Origin of the sequence: Endozoicomonas sp. YOMI1, assembly GCF_024606345.1 — a bacterium.
In the GTDB taxonomy this organism is placed as follows: Bacteria; Pseudomonadota; Gammaproteobacteria; order Pseudomonadales; family Endozoicomonadaceae; genus Endozoicomonas.
In genome coordinates this window covers 1-19461 of record NZ_JAHHPM010000582.1, presented here as the reverse complement: position 1 = coordinate 19461, position 19461 = coordinate 1, and the positions used below count along the sequence as shown (strand labels likewise).

At 47.8% G+C, this 19461-nt stretch carries 17 protein-coding genes; 13 read left to right on the top strand and 4 right to left on the bottom strand.

Annotated elements, in window-relative coordinates; translation table 11 throughout:
- Positions 1-106 precede the first annotated feature (106 nt).
- The 10 genes from KDK15_RS20420 (at position 107) to KDK15_RS20375 (ending at position 9875) form a co-directional block, all read left to right on the top strand.
- Positions 107-889: a TatD family hydrolase gene (locus KDK15_RS20420; protein ID WP_257297245.1), complete on the top strand. Its 783-nt coding sequence runs from the start codon at positions 107-109 to the stop codon at positions 887-889.
- A gap of 711 nt (positions 890-1600) precedes the next feature.
- Entirely contained in the window at positions 1601-2938 is a 1338-nt protein-coding gene (locus KDK15_RS20415; protein WP_257297244.1) for a Na(+)-translocating NADH-quinone reductase subunit A, read from the top strand.
- 33 nt (positions 2939-2971) lie between these two features.
- Positions 2972-4144 (top strand): NADH:ubiquinone reductase (Na(+)-transporting) subunit B, encoded by a 1173-nt coding sequence (locus tag KDK15_RS20410; RefSeq protein ID WP_373691426.1) that lies wholly within the window; start codon positions 2972-2974, stop codon positions 4142-4144.
- Positions 4144-4935 carry a Na(+)-translocating NADH-quinone reductase subunit C gene (locus KDK15_RS20405; protein ID WP_257297242.1) on the top strand — a complete coding sequence of 264 codons (792 nt, stop codon included), beginning with the start codon at positions 4144-4146 and terminating at the stop codon, positions 4933-4935. Before KDK15_RS20410 ends, KDK15_RS20405 begins: the two co-directional genes overlap by 1 nt.
- Positions 4935-5600, top strand: coding sequence for an NADH:ubiquinone reductase (Na(+)-transporting) subunit D (locus KDK15_RS20400; RefSeq protein WP_257297241.1), 666 nt, complete (start codon positions 4935-4937; stop codon positions 5598-5600). The genes KDK15_RS20405 and KDK15_RS20400 overlap by 1 nt, the downstream gene beginning before the upstream one ends.
- Positions 5601-5603: 3 nt before the next feature.
- The gene (gene nqrE / locus KDK15_RS20395) at positions 5604-6200 is read left to right on the top strand and encodes an NADH:ubiquinone reductase (Na(+)-transporting) subunit E (protein WP_257297240.1); all 597 of its coding nucleotides are present in this window, start codon (positions 5604-5606) and stop codon (positions 6198-6200) included.
- Positions 6201-6216: 16 nt separating this feature from the next.
- Positions 6217-7443 carry an NADH:ubiquinone reductase (Na(+)-transporting) subunit F gene (gene nqrF, locus KDK15_RS20390; protein ID WP_257297239.1) on the top strand — a complete coding sequence of 409 codons (1227 nt, stop codon included), beginning with the start codon at positions 6217-6219 and terminating at the stop codon, positions 7441-7443.
- Positions 7444-7481: 38 nt separating this feature from the next.
- Positions 7482-7688: an ankyrin repeat domain-containing protein gene (locus KDK15_RS20385; RefSeq protein ID WP_257297238.1), complete on the top strand. Its 207-nt coding sequence runs from the start codon at positions 7482-7484 to the stop codon at positions 7686-7688.
- Between the two features lie 136 nt (positions 7689-7824).
- Positions 7825-9096, top strand: a complete 1272-nt coding sequence (locus KDK15_RS20380) for an ankyrin repeat domain-containing protein (RefSeq protein WP_257297237.1) — start codon at positions 7825-7827, stop codon at positions 9094-9096.
- A 92-nt stretch (positions 9097-9188) separates the two neighbouring features.
- Entirely contained in the window at positions 9189-9875 is a 687-nt protein-coding gene (locus KDK15_RS20375) for a hypothetical protein (protein WP_257297236.1), read from the top strand.
- Between the two features lie 121 nt (positions 9876-9996).
- On the opposite strand, the gene KDK15_RS20370 is transcribed toward KDK15_RS20375, so the two are convergent.
- Positions 9997-11283, bottom strand: a complete 1287-nt coding sequence (locus KDK15_RS20370) for an ankyrin repeat domain-containing protein (protein WP_257297235.1) — start codon at positions 11281-11283, stop codon at positions 9997-9999.
- 283 nt (positions 11284-11566) lie between these two features.
- On the opposite strand from KDK15_RS20370, the gene KDK15_RS20365 reads away from it, so the two are divergent.
- On the top strand, positions 11567-13498 hold the full coding sequence (locus KDK15_RS20365; RefSeq protein WP_257297234.1) for an AarF/UbiB family protein: 1932 nt from the start codon (positions 11567-11569) through the stop codon (positions 13496-13498).
- Between the two features lie 269 nt (positions 13499-13767).
- Positions 13768-14532, top strand: a complete 765-nt coding sequence (locus tag KDK15_RS20360; RefSeq protein WP_257297233.1) for an SDR family oxidoreductase — start codon at positions 13768-13770, stop codon at positions 14530-14532.
- A gap of 38 nt (positions 14533-14570) precedes the next feature.
- Here KDK15_RS20360 and KDK15_RS20355 read toward each other — a convergent pair whose 3' ends face one another.
- Together KDK15_RS20355 and KDK15_RS20350 are read right to left on the bottom strand one after the other, a co-directional pair.
- A complete protein-coding gene (locus KDK15_RS20355; RefSeq protein WP_257297232.1) occupies positions 14571-14948 on the bottom strand; it encodes a hypothetical protein in 378 nt (125 codons plus the stop codon).
- A 409-nt stretch (positions 14949-15357) separates the two neighbouring features.
- Positions 15358-15972 (bottom strand): LysM peptidoglycan-binding domain-containing protein, encoded by a 615-nt coding sequence (locus KDK15_RS20350; RefSeq protein ID WP_257297231.1) that lies wholly within the window; start codon positions 15970-15972, stop codon positions 15358-15360.
- 449 nt (positions 15973-16421) lie between these two features.
- On the opposite strand from KDK15_RS20350, the gene KDK15_RS20345 reads away from it, so the two are divergent.
- The gene (locus KDK15_RS20345; RefSeq protein WP_257297230.1) at positions 16422-17399 is read left to right on the top strand and encodes an NAD(P)/FAD-dependent oxidoreductase; all 978 of its coding nucleotides are present in this window, start codon (positions 16422-16424) and stop codon (positions 17397-17399) included.
- 579 nt (positions 17400-17978) lie between these two features.
- Here the strand turns inward: KDK15_RS20345 and KDK15_RS20340 are convergent.
- Complete coding sequence (locus tag KDK15_RS20340) at positions 17979-19154, bottom strand: hypothetical protein (protein WP_257297229.1); 1176 nt, start codon at positions 19152-19154, stop codon at positions 17979-17981.
- Positions 19155-19461: the final 307 nt, after the last annotated feature.

The window sequence follows — 19461 nt, the reverse complement described above, 5'->3', positions numbered from 1 at the left end:
GCATAGTAACTGCCCACTTAGCCAGAAAATACGATTCCATTTGGCCAACTACTTAGTGCAATTGAAAAGTTCAAACTTGTCAGGGTTGAGCTTTCAGGAGAGAAGAATGTTTATTGACTCCCATTGTCATCTCGATCGTCTGGATTTGAGTGCCTATGAGGGAAATCTTGACCTTGCAGTAGAAGCGGCCAGGGCGGCGGGTGTGGATCGTATGCTCTGTATTGGCATCGATCTGGAAAATGGCCCCGAAGTGGTATCTCTGGCGGAGCGGTATGAGGATGTCTATGCCTCGGTTGGCGTTCATCCGCTGGACTGTAAGGAGATGGTGCCTGATATCGCCGTTGTGCGCTCACTGGCCAACCATAAAAAGGTGGTTGCTATCGGTGAGACAGGGCTTGATTACTACTATGCCACCACGGAAGGGGTCCGGGCGGTTCAGCGACAGTCCTTTATTAACCATCTTGAACTCGCCGCAGAGCTGGCGTTGCCAGTGGTGGTGCATACTCGCGATGCCCGGGAAGATACTCTGGACTTTATCCGTGAATACGGTTCTATGGAGTCTGCCGGGGTATTGCACTGCTTTACCGAGTCTCTGGAGATGGCAAAAGCGGCATTGGATCTGAATTACTACATTTCCATATCGGGTATTGTGACCTTTCGTAATGCGTCCGCGTTGCGGGAGGTGGTTGAATATTTACCCATGGATCGCTTGCTGATTGAAACGGACTCCCCCTATCTGGCACCGGTCCCCCATCGGGGCAAGTCGAATGAACCCCGGTTCGTTGCCGATGTGGCTCGATTTATTGCTGAGCTAAAAGGAGTGACACCTGAGGAGCTTGGAGAAAAAACCTCCGGCAATTTTTATCGACTTTTTCGCGGGGCAGGCTGATTGTTAATCAATAGTCGTGTAATATAATGTTATAAAGAAAATATTATTTATCAAATTTTTAATGTTTAAAGGGTGGTTTTGCACGGATTTCTCTCTGTTTTTTTCTGCCGGGGAGGAGCAAGAAAAGCTCTGGCGATTAAGATATTTATTGATTATTTCTTTTAGGTATTGGTAAAAATATCCTACCCGTCAGTATGGCATATCACCTCCAGTCTCTTTATAATTAATCCACCATTTTCATCGGTGATGTTGCGGATTTAGGCTCAGGTACGGAATTTCCGATCATGCTTCGACTAATTATAAAGAACTTAAGTTCTCCAATTACGACGCTTGTCTATCTGGATGCCCATCAGAATTCTGCTGATTTTCAGCGGAGTTTTTTCTGTGTCTGATCGGATTGCCAGGCTGCTTTCCGGGAATATAGCTGCGCAGCAGTAACCTTGAAAAAGGGGTGCAATACCAGCTGCTGCCTGGCTCTGATGCCTCATGCTTTCGCTTTGCCCGGCACGTTTGCTCCCTCTTTCTCAGGTTGTCTACTGACCATAATGTGCAGTGTCCCGGCCAGTGTTCTGGTTACCGGGAGTTTGTTTTTTTGTGTTTTTCGTCAGGGAAGACTCAATGACCATCGCTTCCTTAATTCGTTACGATAGTTCCGGATCACCGGAGAGACGGGTTACTCCTGACCTCAACTTGATTGATTAGGCGAAAGGTATGATCAAAATCAAACAGGGGCTGGATCTCCCGATATCAGGATCGCCTGAACAAAGTATATCGGAAGGCAGGGCAGCGCGCTCTGTCGCCGTGATTGGCTTTGATTACGTAGGTATGAAGCCTACGATGGCGGTTGCTGTGGGAGATCGAGTTAAAAAAGGGCAACTGCTCTTTACCGATAAAAAGACACCGGGTATCCGGTACACAGCATTGGCTGGCGGTACAGTTTCAGCAATTAATCGTGGTGAAAAACGGGTTTTGCAATCCGTGGTGATCGATGTCGATGGCCAGGAAGAAGAAGAGTCCTTTACAGCCTACAAGCCTGAAGCACTGGCGGGTCTGACCGCTGATCAGGTCGAAGCGCTGCTGAATGAGTCCGGTCTCTGGACTGCCCTGCGCACCCGTCCGTTTAGCAAGGTGCCAGTATTGGGAACCCGCCCGGCGTCCATCTTTATCACGGCGATTGATACTCACCCGCTGGCTGCCAATCCGGAAGTGGTGATCAGGGAGCAGGCCGAGGCATTTGAACAGGGTATTAATATCCTGGGTAAACTCAGTGGCGGCAAGATCTTCCTGTGTAAGGCGCCGGGTGCCAACATTCCTGCGGGCATTGCCAACAGCGAAGAGTTCGCAGGTCCCCATCCCGCCGGGCTGCCAGGTACACACATCCACTTCCTGGATCCGGTTTCTGCGACCAAAACGGTTTGGCAGGTGGGTTATCAGGATGTCATTGCCGTCGGTAAACTGTTTACCACCGGTCAGCTGTTCACGGATCGTGTTGTCTCTCTGGCAGGGCCTCAGGTTGATAAGCCACGCCTGATTCGTACCCGCCTGGGTGCCTCCACCGATGAAATCACTGCGGGTGAACTGAAGCCTGCCACCAACCGTATTATTTCCGGATCGGTATTTGGCGGTCGCACCGCCAACGGTCCATTTGCTTACCTGGGACGTTACCATAACCAGGTTTCCGTTCTGGAAGACAGCGACGAGCGTCTGTTCCTGGGCTGGGTCAACCCAACGGTGGATCGTTTTTCCATCTTGCGTGTCATGACCTCTGGCCTCAGCAAGGGCCGCCTGTTCAACTTCACCACAACCACTAACGGTGGTGAGCGTGCAATGGTACCCGTGGGCAACTACGAGCAGATGATGCCTCTGGACATCCTGGCGACACAGCTGCTTCGTGCAATTATCGTTGGCGACACCGATACTGCTCAAAAACTGGGTGTCCTTGAGCTGGAAGAAGAAGACCTGGCTCTCTGTACATTTGTTTGTGCGGGTAAATATGAGTACGGCCCCCTGCTGCGTGACAACCTGACCCGTATTGAGCTGGAGGGGTAATCAGTGAAGCCATTAAGAAATCTCCTTGACTCGATGGAGCCCCATTTCGTTAAGGGCGGTAAATACGAAAAGTTCTATGCGCTGTATGAAGCAGCGGACACGCTGTTCTATACACCGCTGGACAAAACCCATAACACCAGCCACGTTCGTGATGCCCTTGACCTGAAGCGTATGATGGGGCTGGTCTGGTTATGTACTTTTCCGGCTATGTTCTTCGGTATGTGGAACGTGGGTTATCAGGCAAACACGGCCATTGCCAATGGTCTGGGCACTATCCCGGCTGACTGGCACGGTATGCTGATTGCCATGCTGGCCGGTAATGATCCTGCCAGTATCTGGGATAACCTGATCTATGGTGCCCTTCACTTCCTGCCCATTTACGCTGTGACTTTCTTTGTCGGTGGTTTCTGGGAAGTGCTGTTTGCCATCATCCGTAAGCATGAAGTGAATGAAGGTTTCTTCGTTACCTCTGTGCTGTTTGCCCTGATTGTTCCTCCATCCATCCCTCTGTGGCAGGTAGCCCTGGGTATTTCCTTCGGTGTTGTTATCGGTAAGGAAGTATTCGGTGGTACGGGCAAAAATTTCCTGAACCCGGCGCTGACCGGCCGTGCATTCCTGTTCTTCGCTTATCCTGCACAGATTTCCGGTGACCTGGTGTGGACTGCGGCTGACGGTTTCTCCGGTGCAACCATGTTGAGCGTTACCCAGCAGGGCGGTATGGAAGCGCTGCAACAGTCCATCAGCTGGATACAGGCGTTTACTGGCGTGATGCAGGGTTCCGTTGGTGAGACTTCGACACTGGCTATCTTTATCGGTGGCGCGGTTCTGCTGTTCTCCGGAATTGCTTCCTGGAGAATTGTAGCGGGTACCATGATCGGTATGATTGCGCTGTCTACCCTGTTCAACATGATCGGTTCTGACACCAATTATATGTTCCAGGTACCTTGGTACTGGCATATGGTACTGGGTGGATTTGCCTTCGGTCTGATATTCATGACCACGGATCCGGTATCGGCGTCCATGACCAACAACGGTCGCTGGTTCTACGGTGCGCTGATTGGTGTCATGGTTATCCTGATTCGAGTGGTGAACCCGGCGTATCCGGAAGGGATGATGCTGGCTATTCTTTTTGCCAACCTGTTTGCGCCGCTGATTGACCACTTTGTGGTAGAGGCCAATATCAAGCGTCGGGAGGCTCGGGCCTGATGGGAAACGATACGATGAAAAAGACGCTGCTGGTCACGGTGGTACTGTCACTGATCTGTTCGGTGCTGGTATCCATGGCGGCAGTATTCCTGAAGCCGGTTCAGGACCGGAACGTCAAGCTGGACGTTCAGCGTAACATTCTGGATATCGCCGGTCTGAGCAGTGATGCCAGGGCTCTGAGTGCCTCTGAAATTGCTGAGCTGTACCAGCAGATCCAACCACGCCTGGTGGATCTGAAAACCGGTAAGTTTGTTGATGCAGCCAATGGCCTGACCGTTGACCAGTACGATCAGCGTACTGCAGCCAAAGATGCCGGGGCTTCCAGAGCTCTTGGCAGTGCCGACATCGCCGGTATTTCCCGTCAGGCTGACGTTGCCAAGGTCTACCTGGTAGAACAGGATGGTCAGATGCAGACACTGATCCTGCCCGTTCACGGCCGCGGTCTGTGGTCTACCATGTATGGATTCCTGGCGCTGGAAAACAACCTGAACACCGTTAAAGGTTTCGGCTTCTTCGAGCAGGCGGAAACGCCCGGACTGGGTGGTGAAGTCAGCAACCCGGTATGGAAATCCCGCTGGGTTGGCAAAGAAATCTACGGTGTTGATGGCAAAGTGGCACTGCACGTTATCAAAGGTGGCGTTGACACAGCCAGCCCGGGGGCCGTAAACCAGATTGACGGCCTGGCAGGAGCGACGTTGACTTCCAACGGTGTCAGCAACCTGATCAAGTTCTGGTTGTCCGATGCCGGCTTTAAACTGTTCCTGAATAATCTGAAAGCGGGGAATGCATAATGTCTGTGAAGACCAAAGATATCCTGCTGGAACCGGTTGTTAAGAATAACCCCATTACCCTGCAGATCCTCGGTATCTGCTCGGCGCTGGCGGTAACCACCAGCATGCAGGTCAGCCTGGTCATGGCTCTGGCGGTCATCGGGGTAACTACTTGTTCCAACCTGGCGGTTTCCCTGATCCGTAATCACATTCCCAACAGCATCCGTATTATCTGTCAGATGACGGTTATTGCCTCGCTGGTAATTGTGGTTGACCAGATTCTGAAAGCCTACGCTTACGACATCTCCAAGCAGCTGTCGGTATTCGTTGGCCTGATCATTACCAACTGTATCGTCATGGGGCGGGCGGAAGCCTTCGCCATGAAGAACGGTCCAATGCTGTCAGCCCTGGACGGTTTCGGCAACGGTCTGGGTTATGGCTGTGTGCTGATGATTGTTGCTTTCTTCCGTGAGCTGTTTGGTGCCGGTAACCTGTTTGGTATGGAAATCTTCGCAACCGTGAACAACGGTGGCTGGTACGTGCCAAACGGCCTGATGCTGCTGGCTCCCAGTGCCTTCTTTCTGATCGGCCTGCTGATCTGGGCGATTCGCAGCTGGAAGACAGACCAGGTTGAAGCGGTGGAATTCAAGATTGCACCTAACACCAAATTCAGTGAGGCGCACTAAGGCATGGAACATTTTATTTCGCTATTTGTGAAAGCAGTGTTCGTGGAAAACATGGCGCTGGCTTTCTTCCTGGGGATGTGTACTTTCCTGGCCGTATCCAAGCAGGTGAAAACTGCCCTGGGCCTGGGGGTTGCGGTGGTTGCCGTACTGACCATCACCGTGCCCATTAACAATGTCATTTACCAGAACATCCTGAAAGACGGGGCTTTGGTTCCTGGTGTTGACCTGAGCTTCCTGGGCCTGATCACCTACATCGGTGTTATCGCCGCCCTGGTACAGATTCTGGAAATGTTTCTGGATAAATTTGTACCCGCTCTTTACAACGCGCTGGGCGTGTTTCTGCCACTGATTACCGTAAACTGCGCTATCATGGGTGCGTCACTGTTCATGGTTCAGCGTGACTATAACCTCGGTGAATCCGTGGTATATGGTTTCGGTGCTGGTGTGGGCTGGGCTCTGGCCATTGTTGCCCTGGCGGGCATTCGTGAAAAGCTCAAGTACAGTGATGTACCTGCAGGACTGAGAGGTCTGGGCATTACCTTCATTACCGTTGGTTTGATGTCCCTGGGCTTCCTGTCGTTCTCTGGCGTACAGCTGTAAGGGGGATTGGGACGATATGGATTTAACGATTATCTATGGCGTTGCCATGTTTACCATTATCGTACTGGCGCTGGTGTTGGTTATCCTCGCCGCCCGTTCGAAACTGGTGAGTATGGGTGATGTGACCATCGGGATTAACGAAGATCCCGGTAAGGCCGTGACCACGGCTGCCGGTGGCAAGCTGCTCAACACTCTGTCCAGCGCCGGTGTATTCCTGCCGTCCGCCTGTGGTGGTGGTGGTACCTGCGCGCAGTGTAAGTGTAAGGTACTGTCCGGTGGTGGTGAAATGCTGCCAACCGAGCGCTCTCACTTTACTAAACGTGAAGAGAAGGAAGGCTGGCGGCTTTCCTGCCAGGTGGCGGTTAAGCAGGACATGGAAATTGAAGTTGAAGAAGAGCTCTTCGGCGTCAAGAAGTGGGAATGTGAAGTTGTTTCCAATGACAATGTAGCGACCTTCATCAAGGAGCTGGTACTCAAATTGCCAGAAGGTGAAGACGTTAACTTCCGTGCCGGTGGTTACGTTCAGCTGGAATGCCCTCCTCATACGGTTGAGTACAAAACCTTCGATGTCGCCGAAGAGTACCGCGGTGACTGGGATAAGTTTAACCAGTGGCAGTACGTTTCCAAGGTAGATGAGGAAACCATTCGTGCCTACTCCATGGCCAACTATCCGGAAGAGAAAGGTCTGCTGAAGTTCAATATCCGTATTGCTTCACCACCTCCGGGTACAGACTTCCCCCCTGGCAAGATGTCTTCGTTCGTCTTCAACCTGAAGCCGGGTGACAAGATGACCGTTTACGGACCATTCGGTGAGTTCTTTGCCAAAGAGACCGACCACGAAATGGTCTTTGTCGGTGGTGGTGCTGGTATGGCGCCCATGCGTTCGCACATCTTTGACCAGCTGAAGCGTCTGTCTTCCAAACGGAAGATCTCTTTCTGGTACGGTGCCCGCTCCCTGCGTGAAGCCTTTTACGTGGATGAGTTCGACAAACTGGCAGAAGAGAATGATAACTTCAGCTGGCATCTGGCGCTGTCCGATCCGCTGCCAGAAGATAACTGGACCGGTTACACCGGCTTTATCCATCAGGTTCTGTTTGATAACTACCTGAAGGATCATCTGGCTCCGGAAGACTGCGAGTTCTACATGTGTGGACCACCCATGATGAACGCAGCCGTTATCAAGATGCTGGAAGATCAGGGCGTAGAACCTGAGAACATCCTTCTGGATGATTTTGGTGGCTAAACTCTCGCTTAAACGATGAAAATAAAGGCTGGTGCTCTTTGAGCCCTGCCTTTTTATATGTGTACTCTTTTATCAATATTTACGGCAATACGGCTCTGCACGTTGCAGCCTGTAAAGGTAACATCGGGAGTCTGAAAGAGCTGCTCACTAACGCGGCAGTGGAAGTCAATACTCCCCTGCATCAGCAGCCGGAGGAATGTACTGATATGAAGCAGCCCCGGGTGGCTATCGGGCGGCTATGGTGAAGGGCTTCTGCGGCCCATGCTGATAATTACAACTCATGCTGACAGTGTCTCTACTGAGGAACTCGCTACTACGAAACTTCCTCCGCCGTTGATTGTCTGATATGCGAAATTCCAAACTGCGAAGAGAGGTACGAAAATGCAGAGCGTCAGGGGTAGCACTAACAATTCGTCGTTTAATAGCATAATCAGCCAGGGTGAAGATGGCAGCACCGTAGGACAATTTGCTCTTTGGTCGCGGGTCGAAATGTCTGGTCAGGATGAATGTCAGTTTCACACTGATCATATTGACCATACAGCTGATCAGGAGCAGCCCAAACTGAATCAACGGGGTTGTGCTGTATGTCAACAGCAATCCGTGCTGTCGCTTCCCGCTCAATCCGAACCATTGTCTGATATCCCTGCACTGGAATACGCCCTTCACACTGGAGATATGCAAGCCCTCGAACAGAGTCTGACAATAAACAGTGATCACGGTGTCAACATACATGAATATGACCGCCTGCTGTTTATCGCTTTGGAGGCAGAAAATTTTGCAGGCCTGGAACGATTGTGCGAGGCGGGTGCCAATGTCAACGCTACTAATAACAATGGCCAGACGCCCCTGCATATAACCGCCTTATGGGGCAAAGCTGATTACCTGCAACGACTGATCGACTTCGGCGCCAATGTCAATGCCGCTAATAAGCGCGGCTACACCCCCCTGCACTTGGCCTGTACGAGGGACCATGTTGGCTGCACGCAACGACTGATCAACTGCCAGGCGGATGTCGATGCCGCCGGTGATTACCGTCGTACGCCCATGCACATGGCTGCATTGAGCAACAGCAGCAACTGCCTGCAACTACTCATCGACTTCGGGGCAACGGTAAATGCCACTGATAGACTCGGCCGAACCCCCCTGCACTGCGCCGCCAGAAATGGAATCGCCAAAAGCCTGATGGTGCTGCTCAATACCGATCAGGTGAATGTCAATGCCACCGCTGAGTTACACTATACGCCTTTGCACTGTGCAGCCGAGGAGAACAAAACCGATATCGTAAAAGCACTGCTCACTCACACGAAAGTGAATGTCAATGCCACCAACCTTTACGGCGAGACGCCTTTGCACCTCGCAGCCGAAGGGGGTAAAACCGATAGTGTGCAAGAGTTACTCAAAAACAGTAAAGTGCTTGTCAATGCCAAAAATGATTTTGAGAACACCCCCCTGAGCTCTGCAGCCGCAATGGGCAAGGCTGGTAGCGTGGAAGTACTGCTCACTAGCCCGGAAGTGAATTTCAATGTCACAGATCTGATGGGTCTTACACCCTTGGACCGTGCCATTAGTGAAGGCCACAACCGATGTGCAGAACTCCTGCTTGCCAAAGGGGCTAAAAGGGGGGAGGAGTTGTGGCGATGCCGTATTTTGTGAGGGTAATAAACACCAGTAGGTAAAACCGTAACCGGACGCGGGTTGAAAACACCTTCAAAGCAAAGATCATCCGGCCCCGGAAGACTGCGAGTTTGAATAATAAAGTTTATCGATCTCCCTTTGATAAAGAAGATAGTGGTAAGCCTATAACGTGCCGACACTTATCCTTTGGTTATGCTACTGGCGCTTTTGGTCGTGGTAAGCATACATTCAGTTCCGTTGATACTCCGTCAGCACTGGAGTCTTTCTCTCATAAACTTCCAACAGAAAAAGAATTAGTTACTCGTTGGGCGTTTGAACCATCCAGTGAAGGCTACTATTTTACCAAATCAGCTATCAGTCGTGCTATTCAGTCAATTGCCCGGAAGTATTGGGATATGCCAAATGCTACTGAGAAAAACTTCCTGATTTTAATTCCAGAGCATGTCATGGCCTTGAGATTTAAAAAGCAGGAGGGGTGTCTCAAAGTGATTTTTTATGACCCCAATGATACAGGACGGCATAGAACTTTTTCATTATATGATCCTGATAATGCATGTGCTCTTGAGCCTGAGGATATTTTTAGTATTTGGCCTGATGATCAACTAGATAAATTGAATTCAGGAATCATTGTCAGTGATGATGTTCAGGATCATCCTGAACAATGTGATGTCAATGTATTTGGTGATGTGGATTTTCAATCAATTCACGATGATATTTACTTGGCTGGCCACTTAGATCATCCAAAAATCAAGTCATCACTCAAAAGGGAACCAGAAGGAAACCGGAGGCAAGGATAACCAGCACTGAACGGGAATGACTTGTGGTGCTTTCGTGGTCAGGATGTAACAATAAGACATTTAAAGACACGAATAATGCACGCTGCAAAGATTCAATAGTTATGGCAGCACGTCTCTGCATTTAAATCCCGTCTTCAATTTGAGTGCTGCTGCGAGCCTGGTTAAGAATTTCAACAAACGCTTGTTTTTGTTCACCCAATCGGTTTAACAGATGCTTAAATCTGTTGGCATCGATGCCAATGCTGCCAGCATCAGCCCTGGCTCCTCTGGAAATAAGGGTTTGAACAGCGGGTTTGTCTTTTGCCAGAAGTGCGAAAAAAAGCAGCGTTTCTCCTGAATAACAAACTGGCATGCTAACATCGGCATAGGAAGCCATGGCTGCCGGGAGTAATTCCTTGAGCAGCTCCAGATAAGGAGGGCTACATCTCTCCCAAAATGTGTCAAAAACGGTGTATCCCATGTGATTGCGATAGAAAATTCTGGCTCCTGCCCCAATGAGTACTCTGACCACTTCAGGCGTATTTTTTCCTAAAGGTTTTTCGTGGAAGCCAAAAGTGTATATTGCACGAAACAGAGGGGTACATCGCATTAGATCAACCACATTAACATCGGCATGTTTGGCTATCAGTTTTTTCAGTGCCCGCACATGCCCTGATATTGCGGCCACGTGCATGACATTTAGCCCCGCAGTATCTTTTTGATCGAAGAAGGCACCATTATCGATTAAGGTGTCAAATAGTTCAGGGTTTTCAGGAGCCATGGCAGCCAGATAAAGAGCTGTTTTACGAACTACGCTCTGGAGGTTTATATCGGCTTTGAGATCCAGAAGCATTTTCAGTGTTTTAATATCTTTGTTTTGTACAGCATGGTGTAAAGCTGTCATGCCGTTTTTATCTTGCAGGTTGATATCAGCGCCACAGTCTAACAGTGAGCGGATTAACGGCAAGTTGCCTTTTTTCGTGGCAATGTGAATAGCTGCCATCCCATCCCATGAATGACGAACGTCCGGATCGACGCCATTGGTGATCAGTTCAAGGGCTTGTTCTTTCTGGCCCGCCTGCACGGCATGGGCAACGGGTGAGAAATAGATGTCTTGATCAATAGAAGCAGATGAACGGCAGTAAGGGCAATGACTGTTAAATGCAGGATTTGCTGTGCGGCAATCCTGCAGACAATTTTTATGGAATAAATGTATGCCAGGCGTTTGGGCAGGGGGTAATTTAGAAATACCAGCATGTAACACCGTAACCGAATGTGGGCCGAAAACACCTTGAAGGCAAAGTGTGCATTGGGAAGATGCATTTACCAGGGTGGCCTCGCCAGTATCTTTATTATTTGCAAGATGAGGCTGATCGGAAATGATTTTATTTAGTTGGGACTGATTAAAATAATGAGGTGTTAAATCCATGAGTACTACCTTCTCAGGGGTTAAGGAAATAACTGCCAAAACTGCCATCCCCAAAACAGCAGGTCATTAAGCACGGGATTGGGCTTCGAAATTGACTCATTGTTGGAGACTGAGGGTGAATGGAATCTGAATTCAGTATATGACCTTTTGCCGGGTCTGCTTCCGGTTTGTATTTTTGGGAGGCTCTGGCTGGCGACAGGGATATGTCCCATAAAAATATGAACTTTAGTGCATAAAACATATCTAACAAATTATTAACCTAACGATCAGGAGAATGCTCTTCATGTTACCAAACTCAATTGCTGGTGGATCCAGGTATTTTCCTGCGGAATCCACTCATGCTACCCAGGATATTGTTAATAGAACAAATGATGATTCTGAAGATAGGGAAACATACCCGCCTCACCCTGCAATATCCTGGTCGCCCAAAACGAGTACCATCCAGTTAGTTGATAATGATGCGGTAAATCAATCATTACAGCAGGAAGGTGACGATACGGGCACACTTGCTGAAAAGACACCGTTATCCAGCAGAAAGGTGTTGGGACAGAACGCTTCATCCTGGTTGAGTGACACCTGGGGGTTGGTTCGTCGGGCGGCCAAGATAACTTCCAGATCGCTTTCAATCTATATGGCCAGTCCTCAGTCTGGTATTGAGCCAGTTCGTCAATTTATGCAACTGGGGGGGATAGTCGGCGGTAAATTGATGCAATACCATGCTCTTGCATATCCCCAGATCCCAACTTTCAAAAGCGACAGTAACAGCTGTTTCCCGGCAAGCGAGATTGCCCCTGATAAAGTAGAGAGCGTTTTGCAGCGTAATGTGCGGCGGGCACAAGAGACTGGAGCGGTCATTTCTTTAGAGCCTGGCTTTGCCGATGATGGCCCGAGGGCAAAAAGAATAAGGCTGGAAGTACCGATAAAATATATCAAAAATCTGGGGCGGGGGACTGTTTGTCAAATTGATCATTGCGACATTGGCGGGCATAGCTATGCCGTTAAATCTGTATCGGAGAAGTCGGTAAGCAATATCTGTCATGATGCCCGGCTGATCAGAAAATGTTTTTTACCTGCCCTGTGCTGGAAGGGATCTTTGGCATCCAGTCATGTTAAAGGTTATGACAGCACCTTGTCATCCTTCGTGCAAGAGGGAAATTTATTAACAGAGCTTAAAAATACCAAAACACAAGGGCGTGTGTTGGCTGAGCTGTCACGTACCAACAATTATTCTATTCCGGTTCCGGAGGAATCAGGTCTTGCTGATTATATTCAACAGATACCGGTTAAGTTCAAGGTGCCTGAGGTTGCTGAAGATTTTTCCAGTTCTGAGGCTCTGGTCATGGAGCTTATTGAGGGTTGCTCCCTGGATCATCGGGATTCTGCAATCTTTAAACATCTTTTTTTCTCTCATACTGTCTGGGGTGAAGGGGGGGAATTATTTGATAGTAGTGACGCAATGGAGATTACCAGGGAGCTCTGGACTCTGGTGGAAAAGGTCTATATGCAAGCTGCCAGGCAGTCTAATTTTTTGAATGGCGATTTTCAGGAAGGCAATTTCATGATGAAAATGGAATACGATCATATTTGTATCTATTTCATCGATCATGGTAACTGCATCACTGTAGATAACTTTGATGCTGGTGCCCAGGCTGTGCTTGCTGATTGTCTGTTGGTGGATTTATTCCTGTTCTTTCATCAACGTTACCATGGCAAAGGTCAGGATGATAACCTTCAAGCGGTCTCCCAGTATTCTGAATTATCCCAGATGGCCAGTGTTATGGATTTAGTCACCCAACCGTTAACCGATCAATCTTTCCAACCTTACACAGAGTTTATCAATGAGTGGCGTGATGTTTTTGACTGCCAACAGGAATCAGAATTTACTCTTCAGAGGTATGGCCAGGAAATGACAGTCGGGGCTATTTGCCGCGATATCTACCAATTGGTTCAACTCCACCGGACATGGTCGAGGGAGGCGGAGCATATGAATTCCGAACAGGATTTCATCCGGGGGCTACTGGCTTTTCTCTCGAAGGCGGTGAAAAAATACAAGCATATAGATGACACCAATAGAAAAAAGGTCTCCGACGCTGTCATTTTTTCCTTTGATGATTATCTATACGATAAAGGTTGTAGTGAGTCAGATAACCATTTACAGTTCAGGGTCTTTAAGCAGATACAGGCTTATCGCAACCTATACCCTGAAGAACCCTGATCCCCGCAAAAGTATGAATAGCTGACCAAACACAGGTTTACCGCTATAAATTAATCGCCCCACTGATCTGACAACTTTCCTGATCCGTGGGCGAACCCCATACTGTCTTTCCTTCTCCGGGGAGAGCACCAGTTTTTTGAAAAAATTACTTTGTCCTTTGTGCCCTTTGTGCTTACAGTGCTTGTGCGACTTTCACGAGAGCCTCAGTTTATGTGGTGCTTTGATAACTGGTAAACTGCAACTGAAGAAATGAAATGGAGTTATGCAGAATGAGTTCGTCCACCGTTTTGATCACAGGAGCAACCTCCGGTTTTGGTCTGGCCAGTGCCCGGTTATTTGCTCAACATGGCCATTCCCTGATAATCACTGGTCGCCGTTCAGAACGTCTGTTGGCACTGGCGGAAGAGTTGATGCCTGAAGTACCGGTTAACAGTGTCACTTTGGACGTTCGCGATGCCCGGGCAGTATCAGAAATGGTGGATTCACTGCCTGACGAATTTCGCAATATTGAGGTTCTGGTCAACAATGCCGGACTTGCGCTGGGTGCCGGGCCTGCGTGGGAAGCCAGCCTGGAAGACTGGCATACCATGATTGATACCAACGTGACCGGTTTGGTGAATGTCACCCATAAGTTGTTGCCCATTCTACGTGAGCAACCCAAAGCTTCCATTATTAACCTGGCTTCAGTGGCTGCTAACTGGGCTTATCCGGGCAGCCATGTCTATGGCGGCAGTAAGGCATTTGTTGCCCAATTCTCCCGTAATCTTCGTTGTGACCTGGCTGGTAGTGGTGTGCGTGTGACCAGTCTTGAGCCCGGCATGTGTGAAACCGAGTTTTCATTGGTGCGTTTTAAGGGAGATCAGGAGAAAAGCGACAGTATTTATAAAGGGGTTAACCCGCTTCGTCCGGAAGACATTGCTGATATTATTCTCTGGATTGCACAACAGCCGACGCATATAAATATCAACAGTCTGGAAGTGATGCCAACTTCTCAAGCGTGGGATAACTTCAAAGTAGTCCGAAAAGAGGACTGATGGGAAGTTATGTGGCACCCAGGGATCAACTGGTTATGTTACCTTTGATGCTCTGGGTAAGCAGGATTTTTGCCAAACCCTCCATTTTGCGCTTCATTGCGCTTTGCGTAACTGGGAGCTTCGCGCAGCTCCCTTTGGTGCTCAATGATTGAAAAGTTACCATCCGTAATTTCTTCTGGCTGAGTCGTTTGGGCATTACTTGTCGCCTGGTTCTGGTTTAGCGAGTTAACTACAGCAACTGGTCGTAAATCTTGTGGATTAGGGAGTACGATAGGAAGGTGAGTTAACCGATAATCTGGATTGGAATGGCTCGCTAGTGTTGGCTTCCTGATCTCAGGCTCTATTAAATCTAATGACCCGAAATAAAGATCAAAAAAAGCAGGATTGAATGAAGATGACTTATTTGAGAGATTCATTGAACTATTGAAACACCGATTAAGACCTCTCTTTTTTATAAAAGTTCTTTCCTGACACAACGCATTTAATATTTATGTCAACCAGGTATAAAGATTTGCTATGGCTATTAGCAGATGTGATGTAAAACGCTTCGGAAGGCAGCATCTCACGAATGTAGAAGCTGGTGGTAAGTAGTTGGCCAAATGGAATCGTATATTTCTGTCTAAACGGGCAGTTACTATGCAAGGCACAACGTAGGTAGCATAGCCGTAGCTATGTGACCGGAATTGTAACGCAGTAGAGTGACTGATCAATTAGTCAGAAAATATGATTTCATTTGGTTAACTACTTTGGGTAACTGGCAGAGAGGTCATTGATGGTAACGCCAATAACCTCTTTCAGAGTATTTCCCGGGTCGGCCAAGCCCTGTTATTCGTTGATCACTGGCAAGTATATTGTGAATCCGGCAAAGATTTTGTCTGGATCTTTTATCAAAGGGGTGTTGTTCTTCCAGATGGCTTTCCAGTAACGGCTTGAACCGTATGTATTTTTAGAAATAGATGCTAACGTATCTCCACGCTTTATCAGGTATGGATCCCCTTTTTTGCTTTGAACAAATTTATCCGCTGGTTTTGGAAAAGTTAATGTTACTCCCTGTTTTATTATATTTTTAGAATCAATTTTTTCGGAATTTGAATTCTTAATGACTACCCATTGTTCATAATCACCGTATATTTCGAATGCAATTTTCATCAGAGTGTCATTTTGGTTGACGGTGTAATAGCCTTGACTATAGGAAAGATCGTTTATATCTGAACCTGATGTAGCAAAATTCGATAGTTTATAAGATATGGGTTTTGGCTTATTTTCTGTATAGGTGTTTGAAAATGAGTAACTTTCTTTTGTTTTTGTGATATCTGCCTGACTGGGGTTTTCAGAAATTGGTGATGGCTCTTTGTCTCTGTTAACCGTGGCTTCTATTTGCTTTGAGTCAGAGCAGGCAGCCAGACCAAATGCCAGGCTGATGATCAATAAACTTTTCATATCTACACCTGAATAGAATGTTTTTAAATTAAGTAATTTTATTGTTGGTGAGAAAAATGAATAAATAAAGGTCGTTTGGTTTATTTGACTGACTAGGTATTAACTATTACTTAACAATTAAGTCAGGTATGCTTTATTGACAGTCATATCTGTTATCGGTACATGGAGTCACTTAATCCTGTTTCTTCATTTTCAGTTAACTGTGCAAGGTTAAAGCCGGGTCATACGGTACCCTCAGCAGCCCTTTCTTGATGACCATCAAGCCCGCAGATCACCTTGGGAAAACGTGATTAGTACATTTCACATCTATTTGTGCGGTCTCCACGTAGAGTTGGGTTGCAACTTTGCAAATTTTTCCGCAATCTGCTTGCCAGATAAAAAATGGTATTAAAAGACATAGCATTAACTTTTCGTTGAGAGGGCCGGATGATAAGTAACGAGGCATACCCATGAAGGTTGCACTGATTGGAGCCGGTCTTTCCGGGATAAAAGCCGCAAGTCTGTTGGTGGAATTGGGGCATAAAGTGACTGTTTTTGAGAAAAGTCGCGGGTTGGGTGGACGGTTAGCCAATCGACGGGAAGCATGGGGTAAGCTGGATCTTGGTGCCCAGTACTTTACCGCCAGGGACCCGGGGTTTCAGAAACAGGTAGAGTTCTGGCTGCAAGCTTCTGCGGTAAAGGTCTGGGATTTTTCACCCTATTGTGTTGAACAGGGCGCATTAACACCTTCACCGGATGAAACTGTGCGCTACATCGGTTCACCGTTAATGAATCAGCTGGTTTATTGTTTGAGTAGCAACGTTGCCGTTAACTTCCGGTGTCACATCTCGAAGGTGGAAAAGAGCCGGGAAGGATGGCGACTGTTCGCTTCCGGTGGCGCACTTTTTTCCGGCTTCGATTGGTTGATTGTCAGTAGTCCTGCAGAGCAAAGCCGTACCCTGCTTGATAGCTGCTCTGATGTGATGGCCCATGTACCTGAGGCCGTCCATCAACCCTGCTGGGCAGCAGGCCTTGCTACCCGGGGAAAAATTCCAGAAGATGTGCAGGGCATCTTTGGTGATGAAACGGTCCGCTGGGTTTCCCGGTTATCCAGCCGACCCGGTTTTATCAAAGCGCCGGATGTTGACGATGTCTGGATGTTGCATTTTTCGCCTGAATGGTCTGAACGACAGGGTAAAGAAACGGCAGTGGACATTGGTCAGACCGGTTTGAACTGGTTGCAGACGTTAATGGCTACCGAGCTTGAGAAAATTGCAGAATATCGACATTACTGGCGCTATGCCAATATTAAGCCAGTAATCTTTGATAAACCTTATCTTATGGATAAACATCAGCGGCTTGCTGTCATTGGTGCCTGGTGTGCTGGTGGCAGGGTTGAGGGGGCCTGGTTGTCAGCGCAGAGGTGTATACAGGATCTGTCGAGTTAATATCTTTTCTCCATCAGATCAGCGATGATTATGATGGAGGATTTCTGGTTGGGAAATATATGGTTTTATTGGAGATCAAAGGGTTTCAAATCAGCAGGTCTCTCAAAGCCACGGGCTAATGACAAATCGGAAATGCCACAGTGTACTAACAGTTCTTCCATACTTATGCTTTATTGAATTCAGATAGACGGCAGGGGGAACGCATAGCAGGATATCACGCATAGGCAAATCACCGCCCTAAAGAAATTCAGTTACCCCCAGATTCCGAATGCTGGCTGATGATGCAGGAATCCTATCCTATTCCTGAGTTTTCAAAACTGGTGGGTGAGAAATTAACTCATCTCACCTACGCTTTTTGTGCAGTTACGATAATTCTGCTGTTTTTGCATTAGCTGCTAACTCTCCTTTTTTCCGCGCCAATTCTTCACTCAGGCCTTGTTTTAAAGCTGATCGATAGGCTAAGTATCTTTTATGGCTTGCCTTGCCTTGCCTTTATCCGATGTGACGTATTTGGCCCTGGTCGCCTTGCCTTTATTGGATAAGGCTGGGCCGTTTGTGTTACACGGCTGATGGTAATGATTAAGCTTCTCCTTTGTCAGAGGTCTGCCTTTTAGTACTATTATCAGTGTTCATACAACTTCTTGGCCCGTTGTACACGTGGTTTTTTTGTGCAGCTTCGTTTTGCGCTTTATTCTTGATTTTTTTGTAAAGCTCTCTTTGGCGAACCCTTTTCTGCTCCCTTAGGCGCTGTGCATAAATGGGGTCATTCTGGTAACGTTCCCTTGCATTCTTCCTTTTGTACTCCCTTAGGCGCTGTGCATAAATGGGGTCATTCTGGAAACGTTCCCTTGCATTCTTTCTTTTGGACTCCCTTAGGCGCTCGGCGTAAGCGGGATCTTTGCTACGCTCCCTTTGGAACACCCTGCTGCGCTCCCTCAGGCGCTCAGCGTAAGCGGGATCTTTACAACGCTCCCTTTGGCGCTCCCTCTGGCGCTCTGCGTAATCGGGATCATTATGGTAGCGTTCCCTTTGGCGCACCCTTTTGCGCTCTGCATAATCGGGATTATTCTGGTAGCGCTTCCTCTGGAGCTTCCTCTGGAGCTCCCTTTGGCGCTCTGCATAATCGGGATCATCCTGGTAGTGCTTCCTTCTACGCTTAACTCTTGAAGCGTTAGTATCAACAATTGCTTCTGCTGGGGGTGTGTGGTTATCAATTGAAGTTTGGTTTCCGTTTAATGGGTTAACTACAGCAACTTGTGGTAAATTTTGTTGGTTAGAGTGTACGACAGGAGGATTATTTAACTGATAATCAGGATTCGAATAGGTCGCCGGTGTTTGCTCCATGATCTCAGTCTCGCTCCCCGATAAGCATAGCTGCTCAAGAAAGTGGATATCTGGTATTGGTGATAGCGGATCATTAGCGAGTCCATCACCAGGATCCCAAGGTAGATATGCATCAAGAACTGATTGTAGTTCCTCAGAAATATCAGTTCCGAAAAAGCCTGCAGTATCGGCAAGTGTTAGAGGTGCAATATTATATTCATTCAAAAAGTTACAAGGACCAGTGCTATTTCGGTGTGTATCTGGTTGATCATGATATACAGGCAAAGGAGTTCCATACGCCTGGACAGACATGCCTTGATACGTCGGCTGTTGTTCATTTGTACCTGACTGACGTGTTTGTTCTATTGAACACGCATAACGCCCGGCGAAATCAATATTGAAATGAGGTGGTTTATTATAGTAGTGATACATTTGAATTATAGAATCATTGAATTACAGCTTAAGATCTGTTCTTTTTAGAAAAGTTCCTCTGATAAATAACCTGTCAATATCTACATCAAACAAGCACAAGAAATTACTTCTGACCCCCTTGATTTCCCATGGGGTAGGGCATTAATACTAGACTTGCGGTCACTGGTTTTTAAAATTTCTCCCGGGACGTATTGACAGGGGTTGTTATTTCTGAAAGGGCTGTAATTTCTATTGTTTAACTCAGGATTAATGATAAGTAGTTAACCAAATGAAATCATATTTTCTGACTAAGTGATCAGTCACTCTG